The organism is Kineobactrum salinum (assembly GCF_010669285.1).
GTDB lineage: Bacteria > Pseudomonadota > Gammaproteobacteria > Pseudomonadales > Halieaceae > Kineobactrum > Kineobactrum salinum.
The window spans coordinates 3,944,495-3,959,971 of record NZ_CP048711.1 but is presented as its reverse complement, the minus strand read 5'-3'; the positions used below and the strand labels follow the sequence as shown (position 1 = coordinate 3,959,971).

Genomic DNA, 15,477 nt, shown 5'->3' with positions numbered 1-15,477 from the left:
GTGTCAGGCCAATAGGGGTGAGGGCGGAAAGAATCGAGCCCTTGCAGCGGGCGCAGGATAGCAAATTTCATGGGTATGGGCACGAGTGCCGTTTTTAGGGCGCTTGGCCAGGGGCTGGTGCGGAGTGAGGGCGCTACTTCCGGAGAGTGCTTTCGAGACCGTATGCGACATGGATGCCCAAAGCACTCGCTGCGCTCATGGGGCAGGCTCTGCGCGGGGCCGCCCAGGCATCCGAGCCCCCATGGATGGGTTCACGGCGTGTCTCGAAAGCACTCTCCGGAAGTAGTGACCGGATTATTGGCACCCAATCGTTAAGTAAGCGCCATTCAGACCAAAGCTGCTGATCACCCCCTCAGTTCACGTGCCGGAGCCGCTCCAGGGCCCGGTCCACATGAGCCGGCCAGTCCCGCGGCGACATTTGCTGGTAGCCGGCGTCGCCGCCAAAGGCACTGGAGATGGCCACGTCCGGTTCCAGCTGCTGCAGGATACGGAGACTGGCTGCCAGGGTCTCAACCTCTCCCGGATCGGTCACCCCGGGAATGAATCCCGCGCGCCACTGCTCATCGTCGGCAAAATAGATCGTATCGCCGGTAAACAGATAACGCTTGCCACCCGCGGCGGATGCCAGGAAACAGGTGCTGCCCGGGGAATGCCCGGGGGTGGGAATCACCTCTATACCCTCGGGATAGATCTCCCGCTGATCGAACAGGATGTCGGGCGCGCAATATTTGGCGCAGTCCTCCTGCTCACGCCGGTGGCAGCCCAGCCTGGCCCCGTAACGTTCGCGGATGGCGCGCAGGCTGTCGCCCATTTCGTCGCGGTGGCTGAGGTAATGGAAGGCAACCCCGCCCAGCGGTCCCAGTGACTCTATTTCCTGTCGCAGACTGGTGTTGTAGAAAAGCATGTTGCCGCCCTCTCGCAGCAGCAGGTAGGCGTGGGTGGTCAGGCCGGGAAAGGGGCTTTCCACCTCGGTTTCCCACAAATCGGGCTGGATTCTCTTCATCGTCGACTCCTGGACTTGCCACAATGCGTGCAGTCGAACACCTCATACCAAGTTTAGGTCAGCAGGTGAAACGATGAAAGTGAGCTACATGTCGGGTGACGAACTTCCGTCATTCCCGGCTCCAGCGAATCCAGGAACCCGGGAAAATACATCATTAACATGTATTGTAAATACATCTTCAAGAGGGGTAGACTATCTACCTCGACAGGTTCTTGCAGAACAGCCTGGGCTATCACCCCGATCGGGGAATAGTGAAACAGGTTGCGTAACGAGGATCGTGAGAGATGCCAAACCTCAACGGCCAAACATCCGCTTCCGGCCTGTTCTGGCGGGCGCTCGCCTGGTGCAGTATCGGCCTCGGCGCAGCGGGAACCGTGCTGCCGCTGGTACCTACGACGCCTTTTCTTTTGCTTGCCGCATGGGCGGCGCCCAAGGGCTCTCCCCGCCTGAACACATGGCTGCACACTCACCCGACGTTTGGTCCGGTACTGAAGGCCTGGCGCGAACAGCGCGCGGTACCATTGCGGGCCAAATGTACCGCCACAGGGCTATTGATAGCGAGTTGGGCTGGACTGTGGCTGGTCGAATCGAGCGCGGCGGTGTTATGGCTTACCGCCATCCTGTTTATCTGTGTCGCGGTATTCTTGCTTACACGTCCCAACGGCGGAGAAGTTGTCGATGAATAATGCCAATACCATGGGCGTCCCCGTCCTGCTGGCACACCCTTTCCGGCCGTTCTTCCTGCTTGCGGGAATTTACGCCATAGTAGTGGTATTGGGCTGGATTGCCTTTTTGTTCGGCGGCTGGCCAATACCGCTCGGCTGGTCGCCATTGCAGTGGCATAGCCATGAAATGCTCTACGGCTTCGTAGCAGCCGCCATTGCCGGCTTTGTGTTGACCGCCATGACCAACTGGACCGGCGCCCATCCCCTGCAGGGCCTGGGTCTACTGTCTCTGCTGCTGCTTTGGCTGGCAGGGAGGCTGGCCATGTGGTTTGCCGGCTGGTTGCCTGGATGGCTGGTGGCGGTGGTGGATCTGGCTTTCCTGCCGGTACTGGCAATATATATGGCGCATGTGCTGATCAGCCACCAAAACCGCCGCAATCTGGTCCTGGTGGCGGTGCTCACACTGCTGTTCATCGGCAACCTGTATATGCAGATTGGCTTTGCGACCGGGAAGACCGGCCTGTTGCAAACAGGTCAACTGCTGGGCCTCGACCTTGTCACTGTGCTGATCGTGGTCATCGCAGGCCGTATTATCCCGGCGTTTTCCTCCAACTGGCTGCGCTCGAACGGTCACAATCCCGAGGCGGTCAAAACGTTCCGCTGGCTCGAGTTCGCTTCTCTGGGCAGCGTGGTGCTCCTGCTGCTGGTAGACTGGCTCCCCCTCCCCATCCAGGCTGCCTCGGCCGCAGCTCTGCTGGCTGGCGCGGCCAACGGTGTACGATTGGCGGGCTGGGCCGGCTGGAAAACTGCACGCGAACCGCTGCTGTGGATATTGCACCTGGCTTATCTTTGGGTTGTTGTTGCGCTGTTGCTGCGCGGCGCGAGTGCTTTTACAGATACAATAGCCCCCACTGTATGGCAGCACGCCCTCGGCGTGGGCGGTATCGGCACGCTCATTCTGGGTGTGATGACCCGGGTGGCAGTCGGTCACACCGGTCGGCCATTGCAATTGCAGCGTTTTGCCGTGTTCGCTTATATCGCCATTACAGGCGCGGCGGTTTTGCGTCTCCTGGCTGCCGCGGGTCTGCTGGATTACCGGCTGGGAGTCAGCCTTTCCGCCCTGTCCTGGGTGGTGGCTTTCAGCCTGTTCGTGCTGCTGTACGCGCCTGTGCTGGCGGCCCCCCGCCCCGACGGGCGACCGGGATAAGCCGCAGTAACACACTTTTCAGGACATGGATCAATGCGTATTACCCGATATACGGATTACTCTCTTCGTGTGCTGCTCTACGCGGCGCTAAAGGGTGACGCGCTCTCCACCATCGGGGAAGTCGCAGGCGCCTACAACATTTCCAAAAACCACCTGATGAAGGTGGTGCAGGAATTGTCCGCCAAGGGTTATCTGCAGGCGATCCGCGGCAAAAACGGCGGAATGCGATTGGGTCGTACGCCGAAAGACATCAATGTAGGAACGCTGGTGCGGGAACTTGAGCAGGATCTTGAACTGGTGGAGTGTTTTGGCAACAGCTCCAACTGTGTTATCACACCGAGCTGCAAACTCAAGCGGATTCTGGGAGAAGCACTCAACGCCTTTTTTTCGACGCTGGACCGCTACACCCTGGCGGATCTGCTACCCGGAGCAAATGAACCGGAAATATATCAATTGCTGGGGCTGACAGAACTCACCAATGCAGCTTCCGCTGACGAGGCCGGCCGCTGAGACACTTGTGAGATACGGATCATCTGATATGCTCGACTTATACTCCGAAGTCCGGGCGGTTCATATCACCGCTGTGTTTATCAGCGGCGGATTGTTCGCGGCGCGGGGCATGGGTTTGATACTTGGCGGAAATTGGCCGCTTTCTGCCCCCATGCGCCGCTTCAGCCAGGTGGTCGACACCATATTATTGATCGCCGCATTGATACTGACCACGCTCGTGCATCAGTACCCCTTTGTTCACGGCTGGCTGACCACCAAGGTGGTCCTGCTGGTGGTCTATATTGCCCTTGGAATAATCGCATTCCGGCCGGGGTGGAGCCCGGCCGTCCGCTGCGGATACTGGTTGTCGGCCCTGCTGGTATATGGGTTTATTGTTTCCGTGGCCCGGGCCCGTCATCCTCTGGGCGTGTTTGCCAACTTCGGGTAACTACTGTCCCGATTTCCCCCGCCCGACATGCGCCGCATTGCGTCGACCTCAGCGTCCAGCAACAGCTGTTTCATCGTCCCCATTGATGAGCATACACGATCAGGCAAGGTCCACCTCGGCGAAATGCTCCTGGCGGTCATCGACCAGGGGAATGCGCCGGTCGGCACATTCCGTGCCATCCAGCCTCACGCCAATGAGCTGTGCCGAAGCCGCGCCGACGCGCCTGACGGTAATGTGGTAAACGGTCTCACGATAGCGGTAGTGGATCCTGTAGGAGTCCCAGTCGGACGGAATGCAGGGTGCGATACGCAGGTGGTCCACTTCCAGCTGCAGGCCCAGCAGCGTTTCCACGGTCAACCGGTACATCCAGCCCGCTGCCCCGGTGTACCAGGTCCAGCCTCCGCGTCCGGTGTGTGGTGCCACGCCATAGATATCCGCGCACATCACATAGGGCTCGACCTTGTACCGTGCTATCGCCTCGGGTGTACTGCCGTGATGGACGGGATTGAGCATGGCATAGAGCTCCCAGGCGCGCTCCCCGTCGCCCATCCTGGCAAATGCCATGGTCGCCCAGATCGCGGCGTGGGTGTACTGGCCTCCGTTTTCGCGTACACCGGGTATGTAACCCTTGATGTATCCGGGCTCCAGATCCGATGTATCGAAAGGGGGATCCAGCAACTGAATGATTTGCTTGTCCCGCCGCACCAGACGCTGGTCCACCGCCGTCATTGCCTGGCGCGCCCGCAGTGGATCGCCGCCATTCGAGATAACTGCCCAGCTCTGGCTGATTGAATCGATCTGGCATTCGTCATTGTCGGAGGAGCCGAGCGGTCGGCCATCGTCGAAATAAGCGCGCCGGTACCAGGCTCCGTCCCAGGCCTGCTCCTCGATGTGGCGGCGCAACTGCGCCGCCTGGTCACGGCATTCCCCGGCGAAGTCCTCGTCGCCCCGGTCCCTGGCCAGGCCCGCGAACTGCTCGAGATTGTCGACCAGGAACCAGGCCAGCCACACGCTTTCGCCCTTGCCGTCCTTGCCGACCAGGTTCATGCCGTCGTTCCAGTCGCCGCAGCCCATCAGCGGCAATTGATGGGCACCGAAGCGCAGACCGTGCCTGAGGGCACGGGCGCAGTGTTCATACAGGCTGGCCGCCCTGGACGAGCATTGCGGCTGGTCGTAATAGGCCTCCTCTTCGGGATACAGTTCGCGTCCCTCAAGGAAGTGGATGGACTCGTCCAGTACCCCGGTATCACCTGTGGCCAGCACATAGCGGCAGGTTGCATACGGTAGCCACAGGTAATCGTCAGAAAAATGGGTGCGCACGCCCTGGCCGTTGGGCGGATGCCACCAGTGCTGCACGTCGCCCCTGAGAAACTGGCGCCCGGCGTGCAGGATCAACTGGTCGCGGGCGAGCCACGGAGTCGCATGGATCAGCGCCATGGTGTCCTGCAGTTGATCGCGAAAGCCGTAAGCGCCACCGGACTGGTAATAGCCACTGCGTCCCCACAGTCTGCACGACAGGGTCTGGTAGACCAGCCAGCCATTGGCCAGCACATTCAAGGCGGCGTCGGGTGTTTCCACATTCACCGCACCCAGAGTGTGACTCCAGTATTCCCAGACAGTCTCCAATGCCTGGCGCGCACCCCCTGATTCGCCGTACTGCTGGATAAAGTGCCGCGCCTGGTCGGTGTCGCGGGCCACGCCGAATACAAACACGATCTCACGCTCCTCCCCCGCGGCCAGGCTAATCCGGGCCTGAAGCGCAGCGCAGGGATCAAGGCCCGCACCTGTTTTGCCTGACAACTGCCTGTTGTGCATCGCCGCCGGACTGCTCAGCGTGCCGTTGCGACCGATGAACTCGGTGCGGTTTCCGGTCAGAGTGCGCGCCCGCTCGCTGACCTGCGCGAACACGACCCGATTGGCGCATTCGCGGCCGTAGGTATTGCGGGCAAACACTGCGCCTGTCTGCGGATCCGATTCGGTGACGATATGCATCAAATTGGCATGCCGCCACTCGCCCAGAACCAATTCCCAGTAGCCGGTCAGCGACAGGCTGCGCACGCGCTGCGACTGGTTGTGCAGCTTGACCACCACGAACTTGACCGCTGCATCCATGGCGACATAGGTAGACAGTTCGGAGGCTATGCCGTCCTCCAGGTGCTCGAACACACTGTAGCCGAAGCCGTGCCGGCACACATAGCCGGAACGGCCCCGGGCAGGCAGTGGCGTCGGAGACCAAAACGCCCCTGTTTCCTCGTCGCGGATATACAGCGCTTCGCCGCTGCTGTCGGACAGCGGGTCGTTGTGCCAGGGGCTCAAGCGGAACTCATGCGCATTTTCCGCCCAGGTGTAGGCGCTGCCGCTTTCACTCACGACGGTGCCGATATGCGGGCTGGCAATCACGTTGGCCCACGGCGCCGGGGTGTGCTGCCCCGGCTCCAGGGTGATGACATACTCCTGCCCGTCGGGCGTGAAGCCGCCGAGGCCGTTGTTGAAAATACGCTCGCGCGCCGCCAGCGGAGCGACCGGATCAGCGCTCGCCTGCCGTGAAGCCTCGAAACCATCCTGTCGACGCTCTGGCTGCGGGGGCCGTTCCACCTGTTCTATCAGGGTTTCCACAGTATCCTTGAACACGATACGGGCCACCGTCTGCAACAGTACCCGCTCATCCTCGGACAGCTCCTCGGCACGACGCACAAAAACCCCGCCCGGCCTGTCGATCACTTGCGCTTCGGGCCCCGCATTGATCAGTCCCATGATCTGGTCCTGCAGCACCGCCCGGTAACCCGAGAAATCCTCATTCACGATCACCAGGTCGGTGGCGAGTCCCTTTATGCGCCAATAGGCGTGTGCTTGCAGCACCTGCCTGACCAGGTCGATGTGTCTGGAATCGCCGATGTGCAGCAGCACGATGGGCAGGTCCCCGGAGATAGCGAAGCGCCACAGGCTGGACTGACCCAGCTGGTTGCGCGCGATAATCGCCGCAGGTGCACGGCGCAGGGCATTGCCGTAGATCACGGAGCTGGCCAGGCGCCCAAAGACCTGCGCATCGGCTTCGGCAGCGTCGAGGTGACGCAGTACCTCCTGGCTCTGAAACCAGGCCATTTCAAAGGCGCGCTCGACAAAATGCCGGTCGCAATATTTCTCAAGCAAGGCCAGTGCACCCGCGCGTGTATCAGCGACACCGGAGATGATCTGCACACTGACCGACTCGTCAGGTGACAGGTTCAGTGTGCGGCGTATCGCCACGATGGGATCCAGCACCGGTCCCTGGGTATTTGACAGGGTCGATGGGCTATCGCCATGCTCCAGCACCAGCGGATTGGCCGTTGTGCGACCGCGGCCGATGAAGCGGGCACGGTCGGTCTCATAGGATGGCTCGCCGGCCACCGCGCCCGGAGCGGCCAGCAGATGGAACATCCACGGCACCTGTTCGCCCGGGTACGGGGGCGCCGGGTGCAGAGAATTGCCTGGAGTTCGGGCAGAATTTCGGTCTGTACGAACAGATTGCTGAACGAACGATGCGCCAGATCCGCATTCAACGGCGCCAACACCACTTCTGCATAGCTCGTAACCTCGATATGGCGGGGTCGCGACGATTGGTTGGTGAGGGTGACGCGCCGGATTTCGACGTCGTCTTCCGGAGACACAGTGATCTCGGTGTGCGCGTCGATGGTTTGGTCGCGCCGTCGGTACTCCGCCCGCCCCTGCACGAAAATCGCCTCGTAGTGATCGGCGCAGCGCAGGGTCGGTTGATGGGTCGTCGACCAGTACCGTCCCGTGTCGCGGTCGCGCAGGTATATAAAAGTGCCCCAGCTATCGGCCGTGACATCCTCCCGCCAGCGGGTGACTGCCAGGCCCTGCCAGTGGCTGTAACCGCTACCGGCCTGAGTCGTCACTACGTGGTAGCGGCCGTTCGACAACAGGTGAACTTCGGGGGTGGTTGTGTCCGGGTCGGTAAAAGCGCGCATTATCCCCCCGGTTTCCGCGCTGAGGGGGCGCGCAGCAGAGCTCACTTCCGCCGTGTGCGGGTGCAACGTTCCACCTTTCCTGGGTACGCGCTCCTGCAGTAACAGCTCTGTCGCCCGGGTCAGGGGATCTGACATGAACCGGCGCTGCATGGGCTGATTGAGCAACACATGCTCCAGCGCCAACAGGCTCATGCCCTGATGATGCGCCATGAAGCTGCGCACGACTGCATGACTCTTGCCTCGCGGTACCCGCGAAGGTGTGTAGTCTACCGCTTCATAGAAACCGTAGGCGCCCAGAAAACCCTCCTGCGCCAGGGTCTGCAGGTTGCGGCAGGCCTCCCGCGGCATTACCGTCAGTGCCAGGGCGCTGGCGTAGGGTGCGATGACCAGGTCATCGCCCAGCCCGCGCTTGAAACCGAGCCCGGGCACGCCAAACGCGCGGTATTGATAGACCTGGTGCAGATCGGTAGCGTTGTAGCAGGACTCGGAAATGCCCCAGGGCACGCCGCGTTGGCGTCCATATTCGATCTGACGCGACACCGCAGCCTTGCAGGTCTGCTCCAGCAGCGTGTTCGGATAGCTCGGCATGATCAGCTGCGGCATCAGGTATTCGAACATCGAACCGCTCCAGGATATCAGGCTAACATCACCCCCGTGGCTGGTCAGCAAGCGGCCGAGCGAGAACCAGTGCTTCTGCGGTAGCTGCCCCTGGGCAATCAGCAGGAAACTGGCCAGGCGCGCTTCCGAGGCGAGTAGATCGTAACAGGATGGATCGCGACGCCGTTCGCCGACATCATAGCCAATGGCCAGCAAACCGGACGCCGTCTCGTAAAGAAAGCCGAAGTCCATCGCCGCCAGGTCGCGGCAACGAAACACCAGGTCGTCGATCATCCCAATCCGTTCTGTGGCTATTGAGCCCGCCTCCGCATCGCTTTTGTGAGCGGCAACCAACTCCGCCAGGGTGGGGATTGCGCTCAGGTGCTGCAGCTCAGGCGCCCACAATCGAAGCTCATCCCGAAGAGCCTGGCATTGACGGTCGAAAGCCTGCGCCCAGTACTGCAGTTCGCCCTCGATGTCCGTATCTGCGCTCAGCCTGGCCGTCAACCTTCCGCCACTGTGTTGAATCTCATCCAGCGTGCGCTCAAGGGCGGTCAGGGTCTGCGGCGGCCCGTTCAGCATGCAGACATCAAGGGTATTCTTAAGCGAATTGATCTGCTTCATCAGATCCGGAGCGGACGACACCGGCAGCTGTTCAGCCAGTACCTGCAAGCTGTCCTGCAGGCCCGCCAGAGCGTTCACTGAAAGCACCGGCTGGTCTTTCATCTCACTCAATCCCGCTTGCAGGGTAAGGAGGCTGCCGGCCAGGTTGCCACTGTCCACTGATGAAACATATTGCGGGTGCAGCGGTTGCAGCGTGCGGGTGTCGTACCAGTTGTAAAAATGGCCCCGGTAGCGTTCCAATTTTTCCATTGAGGCCAGGGTTTTGCTGAGGCGTTGCAGACATTCCGCTATGGTGAGATAACCGAAATCAGTAGCAGCCAGATCTGCCAGCAGCGCCATGCCCATATTGGTAGGCGAGGTGCGTGAGGCGATGGCTGGCGCCGGGTATTCCTGGAAGTTGTCGGGCGGCAGCCAGTTGTCCTGCTGACCGACGAAATCAGCGAAATAGCGCCACGTTCGCCGCGCCGATACCCGCAGGAAAAGCCGCTGATCAACGCTCAGATCCGGGGCCAGTGTCACCAGGGGCCGGCTGATCCACCAGCCAGCGACCGGTGATACCAGCCACAGCAACAGGACCGGCCCGATGGACAGCCACGTCCACCACTCGCCCTCCCCCAGTGCCCAAATCAGCACCATTGCCAGCGCCAGAGCCAGAACCGGCCCTATCCACATCTCGCGGAAAAATCCGGCCATCGATTGCCGGGCGTTGCGGCGTGCGTAGCCAGGCAATTGCCACAGCAGCAGGCCGCGCCGCGTAAACAGCATGCGCAGCCCCGAACGCACGATCGCATCGACACAGATGCGCGCGTCATAGGGCAGAAACGTCAGCGCCAGCAGAGCCAGCGCCGCCGGGCGACCCATGGATCTCGCGGTGAGGTCCAGGTGCAGCAGCCAGTTGCGATCTTCCGGCCTGCGCAGCAGGTCAATCAGGGCGGACAACAGCGATGGCAACAGCAAGACCATTACTATCAGCAGGGACCACAGCCACACAGGCTCCGGGCCAACCATCCAGCCGCCTACCAACAACACAAGCAGTGCCGGTGCCACCAGGCTGCGCCTCATGTTGTCAAACAACTTCCAGCGGGTGAGCCCGGACAACGGATTGGGTCGCCGCGCTGCCCCGGCGTCAGTGGAGGGAGCTGGCACCCGCGGCAGCAACCAGCCAGCCAGCTGCCAGTCACCACGTATCCAGCGGTGGCGCCGGCTGGCCTCGTTGGCATAACTGGCAGGAAGCTCTTCGATCAGGTCGACATCACTCACCAGGGCGGAACGCGCATACCCGCTTTCCAGCAAGTCATGGCTGAGGATCAGGTTTTCCGGAAAACGTCCGTCGACAGCCTGACGAAACGCATCCACATCGTAAATGCCCTTGCCAATGAAGGAGCCTTCTCCGAACATGTCCTGGTAGACATCCGACACCTCGCGGGTGTAGGGATCGATGCCGGCCTCGCCCGCAAACAGCTTCGCGAAGCGGGATCGGCCAGCACTGGTCAGGCTGATCGAGGCACGCGGTTGCAGGATGGCGTAACCTTCCACAATACGGCCCTTGCCGGCATCGAAGACGGGCCGGTTAAGCGGGTGCGCAAGGTTGCCGATCAAAGCGTGTGCCGCGTCGCGGGGCAATTGGGTATCGGTATCCAGGGTAATGGCATAGCGGATCGACGCAAAAACGGATGGATCGCCGACGATGTCTGAAAAGGCGGATCCTGCCTCGCCCCTGAGCCGGGCATTGAACTGCTCGAGTTTACCGCGCTTGCGCTCATAACCCATCCACACCCGTTCTACCGGATTCCAGATCCGCGGCCGGTGAAACAGATAGAAGATACACGCACGATCCTCGCGGTATGTTTCATTGAGCGCCTGCACCGCGGCACGGGCATGACTGAGCAATGCATCGTCATCGGGCAGGGTCGCCTCGGATGCATCACGAAAATCCGTCAGCAGGGCAAAAAACAGATTGGCATCGCGATTGCCTAGATAACGTCTCTCCAGAGCCTCAACCAGGTCATCGATCTCCTGGTGACTACTCAGCAAGGTGGGCACGATCACCATGCTTCGGTGCACAGCGGGAATGCCACGGGAGAAATCCAGGCGAGGCAATACCCGGGCGGCACCAGCAAGGTGACCACCAGGTTCACCAGGGAGACCGCCAGCGAGGAGAAGCCAATCATGCCGGTGAGAGCAAACAGTGCGTAGCGCCAGTCGTGCACATCGAACAGTGCAAGCATGCCTGCTGTCGACAACATCGTGAGCAGGACAATGGGGCCGAGGTAAAGGGCCAGGCGGCAGTGCTGCAGCCTCCGGCCAGCGCGCAGTTTCCACGACAGGCGACACCCGACCGCGCGCTCCAGGCTTTGCCGTCCGCGATCCACCAGGTAATAGCCGACATGCGCGCTGCGGTCGTCGATTCCCAGTCGCCCGGCAGCCGCCTGCGCAAGCGCAACCGCCTTACATGCCACCGTTGCCTCAGTGCACGGGCTGCTTCTGGCCACGTCTTCGACAACATGCCGGTAGCGGTCGCGGGTAGCGAAATCGGAAACGGCATGCATCGCCATCGGGTCTGCCCGCAACGTCTGTTCGACGACACTGAGCGACTCCACGAAATCCTTCCAGTTCATCGCGGCGATAAAACGCAGACTGCCGATGCTGTTGGCTATCGAGATCTGATTGGTCGCAGCTGTTCGGCTGTCCGCTTCCGACAACTGGGAGGCGGTCACTCCCTGCTCCAGCAGTTTATGTTCAACCCAGCTCTGCACGAAGGCCATCACCGAGCCCTGGGACTGAAGTCTGGCGTAAAACTCCTCCACAAACGGCGCGGTCAGCGGCACATCAGCATCGGCAAACTGGGCCAGCAACTGGATGAGTTTTTTTGGCTCGGTCTCGGCGGTCGCGAGCATGCGGTCGGCCCAGGTGATGGCGGCATCGCGCTCCTCGCGCCGACGGGCAATGCGCACACCGACACGGCGCAGATTTTCCAGCGACGCCAGCTGCAGCATGATCGGGAAGGCCCACAGCTCACCAAGAAGTAGCGGCTCAGCGGTCTGGTAGGCGGTGATGAACCGGGTGGCGTTATCGCTGTCCACACGGCCATCCATGTGTGAAATCAGCTCAAGCGCCAAATCGTAGATGCGGGGAAAGCCGGCGGACGGGCCATTCGCCAGTCGCGGTAGCTGCCGACTGTAACCGCGTGGCAAGTGCCGGCGTGCCAGGATAATCTGCTGTTCGATCAGATAGAAATTGTCGAGCAACCAGGCCTCTGCCGGCACGATCCGCGGACCCTCGGTAACGCCGGCGGTGACGACATCATAAGCCTTCAACAGAACGCGCGCATTGTCCGTCAGCCGTGGCAGCAAGCGGTCCGGCCCCTGGTACGGATCGATCCTGTACTGGCCCGCCAAGCTCACCGCGTGGCGCTTCAGTTGCTCGATACTGAACAACTCCGCGCGCAGCAGTTCGGTATTCGGGTCGTGACGCAGCGCATTGCCTGTCGGCACTGAAAATCTGAACATTTTATTGACTATTTCATTCTCCCTGCTGGAGCCTTGGATGGTCAGCGGCGCACTGGCGCCAAGCCTGGAACCTTCGGACCAGGCGCCTCGCATGCCTGCGGACCCGGTCTCGATCGGTCCCTTCTGTCGCCATCAGGTACGTCCAATGTGGCATGCAGCGATACAGTGCCGACCAGCGCCGCCGGGGCCAAGCTCACCCATCGTATCGCTGACTCCATACCTGGCGGCATGCTCACTGTGCTGAAGTTGAATCTTGTGGTATAGCCGACAGTTTCTAGCCGTGTCCTGCAATTCCGGGAAAGTGGTCCACGACCTGGATCCTCGACCAGCCGGATTGCCGAAGCAGGGCGAGCAGCCTCCTGCCAGCGAGCAGGACGAGAGATTTATCCCAAGCGCATCATTGTGTTTCGGGAAGCACTGCTGCTCCTCAATCTCAGCATAGTCCTTACCTGTACATTAAGATAGTCGAATCCTTACAACCGGTACAAACCACTGGTTGTTTGATCCGCCACAAGTAAAGCGCCAACACCGACCTGCCATCTGTGATAAGTTGGCAAATCCTGGACACACTCGGGACCAAACAGCTCGGACCTCTCTCGCGCATGAACAAAATTACTACAGCTGTAAGCAATACATTGGGTGATGTGGGATGGGTATTCTACATATCAGTTGTCATTATCACTGCCTTTGTTTCCGCTGCAGCACTCGACCCTGACTCGGTCGAGGCCATTGCGCAGCAGGTTCTCGAGCTCACGGCACGCAATGTCGGCTGGATGTATTTGCTGGCCACCAGCGGTTTCGTCCTATTCATTGTTTTCCTCGCGCTCTCGAAGTTCGGTGGCATTCGCCTGGGACCGGATAATGAGCAGCCGGATTTCTCGTACAACAGCTGGTTGGCGATGATTTTCTCCGGCGGCATGGGCGTGGGCCTGGTGTTCTGGGGAGTTGCCGAGCCGATGATGCACTTCAACGAGCCACCGCTGGGCCTGGGGCAGCCCCGCAGTGCCGAAGCGGCACAAATGGGTATGCGCTACGCCTTCTTTCACTGGGGATTTCACCAGTGGGCCAATTTCACCCTGGTCGGACTCGCCATCGCCTATGTACGCTTCCGTCACAACAGCCGCGGGCTGATCAGCGAAACCTTCCGGCCTTTGTTGGGGGACAGGGTGGATCGGGGATGGGGCAATGTCATTGACATTCTGGCTGTGGTATCCACCATATTTGGTGTCGCCACAACCCTGGGGCTTGGCGCCTTGCAGGTGAACAGTGGCCTCGCCCGCATGGGGACGCTGGATTATTCCGTGAATTCCCAGTTTATTATTCTCGGCGCACTGGCAGCGCTTTTTATTATCTCGGCCATGACCCCCCTCGACAAGGGGATCCGCTATCTCAGCAACGCCAACATGATACTGGCGGCGGCGCTGCTGTTGTATGTTCTTTCCTTCGGACCCACTGCATTCATTTTCGGCGAACTGACTCAGACAGCCGGGGAATACCTGGGCAATATCATCGAAATGAGCCTGGTGACAACGCCCTATTCCAGCGAGCACTGGGTGGAACAATGGACCATGTTCTACTGGGCCTGGGGGTTGAGCTGGGCGCCCTTTGTCGGCAGCTTTATTGCCAGGATTTCACGGGGGCGGACGATCCGGGAGTTTATCACTGGCGTGATGGTCGTCCCCGTCGCCCTGAGTATGCTGTGGTTCTCAACCTTTGGTGGCTCTGCCATACATTTCGAGCTATTCCAGGGGGTGAGTGTCGCCGACGCGGTGGCCAGGGAGGCTCCCGCCGGACTCTATGTGCTACTTGAACAGTTGCCCCGCGGAGAAATTGCGACGATGCTGGCAGTGGCCCTTGTTTCCATGTTCGTGGTCACCTCAGCGGATTCCGCCACATTCGTGCTGGGCATGTTTAGCTCCAAGGGGGTCCTCAACCCCACCCGCTTTGTCCGAATACTGTGGGGCAGCCTGCAGCTTCTGATGGCGTCCGTGCTGTTGCTCAGTGGCGGGCTTTACGGTCTTCGTACCGTTTCCATTATCGCAGCCTTTCCCTTCATGCTGCTAATGGTGTTGATGGCGTTTTCCCTGCACAAGGATCTGGCAATAGAGATGCGGCGCCGACAGGAGAAAGAGCAACTCCTGCACACACGCATGGAGCAATGGCTGATGCGGGAGTCCGAGCGGGAGGCCGAACGCCAGATGGAAGAGGAGATTCACCCAAGTGCTCCGGAATCGCCTCAGCCGGTGCAGGAATCCACCTCTTCAGACCAGGGCGAGCCGGGGGACGCAGCGGAAAAAACCGGGTGACAACATGTGCCGGAACGGCTGAACCATAGCCTGACACTCTTTAGCCAGGCTCGTTATTGTCGATGACTTCCCGGTACGCGGCGAGGTCGAGGAAAGCCTCGGCGCGGACGACCACCTCCCCTTCCATCCGGAAAATCCAGACAAACTGATTGCGGTAGGGCGTCCCGGAGCTTGTCGTTGCACTGCCGTCGAAACGCACGATGACAGCATCTCCCTCCGCCCAGATCGCGTGTACCAGGGGAGTGATCGGGGTCTGGAGCCGGCTTGCCAGCGGCGCCGCTGCGCGTTCCACGAAATCGTCTCTGCCCTGGTAGGTACCCGCGACTGGATCCGACCCGTGAATGGTCCAGACAACGTCGTCCGCGAGAAGGTCGTTGAAGACACTTTCCCCGTTGGCCCAGGCCTCAAATGCGCGACGGACAGTTTCACGATTGCGTTCTGTTTCGGTTCGGTCGGTTGCTTCCATGCGCGCGTCCTCCCAACCGGGTGCCTCAGACAGCACCGGTGTCGTTGCCAGAAGCGGGAGAAGCAGGACAACTGGACAGGCGAACCGGTGCAGCCAACCGGTCTTGCGCAAGTCCGAAATCGTTGCGCTGTTCATTGTTTCGTCTCCTTGTGGTACATGATCATTCCCTCATGGTGCGGCGCACCGCCACCGGCA

General features: G+C 60.7%; 9 protein-coding genes and 1 pseudogene. 5 read left to right on the top strand and 5 right to left on the bottom strand.

Features of this window, described 5'->3' with window-relative positions; genetic code table 11:
- Window positions 1–352: 352 nt before the first annotated feature.
- Complete coding sequence (locus G3T16_RS17565) at window positions 353–1,003, bottom strand: MBL fold metallo-hydrolase (RefSeq protein WP_163496358.1); 651 nt, start codon at window positions 1,001–1,003, stop codon at window positions 353–355.
- A 284-nt stretch (window positions 1,004–1,287) separates the two neighbouring features.
- On the opposite strand from G3T16_RS17565, the gene G3T16_RS17560 reads away from it, so the two are divergent.
- Genes G3T16_RS17560 through G3T16_RS17545 form a run of 4 tightly spaced genes read left to right on the top strand, consistent with a single transcriptional unit; the run spans window position 1,288 to window position 3,812 of the window.
- A complete protein-coding gene (locus G3T16_RS17560) occupies window positions 1,288–1,689 on the top strand; it encodes a YbaN family protein (protein ID WP_163496357.1) in 402 nt (133 codons plus the stop codon).
- Window positions 1,682–2,875 (top strand): NnrS family protein, encoded by a 1,194-nt coding sequence (locus tag G3T16_RS17555; RefSeq protein WP_232059148.1) that lies wholly within the window; start codon window positions 1,682–1,684, stop codon window positions 2,873–2,875. The genes G3T16_RS17560 and G3T16_RS17555 overlap by 8 nt, the downstream gene beginning before the upstream one ends.
- A 33-nt stretch (window positions 2,876–2,908) precedes the next feature.
- Window positions 2,909–3,385 carry an Rrf2 family transcriptional regulator gene (locus G3T16_RS17550; RefSeq protein ID WP_163496356.1) on the top strand — a complete coding sequence of 159 codons (477 nt, stop codon included), beginning with the start codon at window positions 2,909–2,911 and terminating at the stop codon, window positions 3,383–3,385.
- Window positions 3,354–3,812: a SirB2 family protein gene (locus G3T16_RS17545; RefSeq protein WP_232059147.1), complete on the top strand. Its 459-nt coding sequence runs from the start codon at window positions 3,354–3,356 to the stop codon at window positions 3,810–3,812. Before G3T16_RS17550 ends, G3T16_RS17545 begins: the two co-directional genes overlap by 32 nt.
- Before the next feature lie 99 nt (window positions 3,813–3,911).
- Here the strand turns inward: G3T16_RS17545 and G3T16_RS21290 are convergent, their stop codons facing one another.
- From G3T16_RS21290 to G3T16_RS21280, 3 genes and pseudogenes are all read right to left on the bottom strand, one after another.
- On the bottom strand, window positions 3,912–7,073 hold the full coding sequence (locus tag G3T16_RS21290; RefSeq protein WP_408610754.1) for a GH36-type glycosyl hydrolase domain-containing protein: 3,162 nt from the start codon (window positions 7,071–7,073) through the stop codon (window positions 3,912–3,914).
- A pseudogene (locus G3T16_RS22135) lies at window positions 7,053–8,629 on the bottom strand (glucoamylase family protein); the annotation flags it as partial. The gene G3T16_RS21290 and the pseudogene G3T16_RS22135, both read right to left, overlap by 21 nt.
- A 2,417-nt stretch (window positions 8,630–11,046) precedes the next feature.
- A complete protein-coding gene (locus G3T16_RS21280) occupies window positions 11,047–12,510 on the bottom strand; it encodes a protein kinase family protein (protein WP_197911729.1) in 1,464 nt (487 codons plus the stop codon).
- Window positions 12,511–13,112: 602 nt separating this feature from the next.
- Here G3T16_RS21280 and G3T16_RS17535 point away from each other — a divergent pair.
- Window positions 13,113–14,816 carry a BCCT family transporter gene (locus tag G3T16_RS17535; RefSeq protein WP_163496355.1) on the top strand — a complete coding sequence of 568 codons (1,704 nt, stop codon included), beginning with the start codon at window positions 13,113–13,115 and terminating at the stop codon, window positions 14,814–14,816.
- 40 nt (window positions 14,817–14,856) lie between these two features.
- On the opposite strand, the gene G3T16_RS17530 is transcribed toward G3T16_RS17535, so the two are convergent.
- Entirely contained in the window at window positions 14,857–15,417 is a 561-nt protein-coding gene (locus G3T16_RS17530) for a nuclear transport factor 2 family protein (RefSeq protein WP_163496354.1), read from the bottom strand.
- Between the last annotated feature and the right edge of the window lie 60 nt (window positions 15,418–15,477).

Excerpts from the sequence above, each read along its gene's own strand:
- G3T16_RS17565 (WP_163496358.1), bottom strand. The coding sequence starts at position 1,003 with ATGAAGAGAATCCAGCCCGATTTGTGGGAAACCGAGGTGGAAAGCCCC.
- G3T16_RS17560 (WP_163496357.1), top strand. The coding sequence starts at position 1,288 with ATGCCAAACCTCAACGGCCAAACATCCGCTTCCGGCCTGTTCTGGCGG.
- G3T16_RS17555 (WP_232059148.1), top strand. The coding sequence starts at position 1,682 with ATGAATAATGCCAATACCATGGGCGTCCCCGTCCTGCTGGCACACCCT.
- G3T16_RS17550 (WP_163496356.1), top strand. The coding sequence starts at position 2,909 with ATGCGTATTACCCGATATACGGATTACTCTCTTCGTGTGCTGCTCTAC.
- G3T16_RS17545 (WP_232059147.1), top strand. The coding sequence starts at position 3,354 with ATGCAGCTTCCGCTGACGAGGCCGGCCGCTGAGACACTTGTGAGATAC.
- G3T16_RS21280 (WP_197911729.1), bottom strand. The coding sequence starts at position 12,510 with ATGTTCAGATTTTCAGTGCCGACAGGCAATGCGCTGCGTCACGACCCG.
- G3T16_RS17535 (WP_163496355.1), top strand. The coding sequence starts at position 13,113 with ATGAACAAAATTACTACAGCTGTAAGCAATACATTGGGTGATGTGGGA.
- G3T16_RS17530 (WP_163496354.1), bottom strand. The coding sequence starts at position 15,417 with ATGAACAGCGCAACGATTTCGGACTTGCGCAAGACCGGTTGGCTGCAC.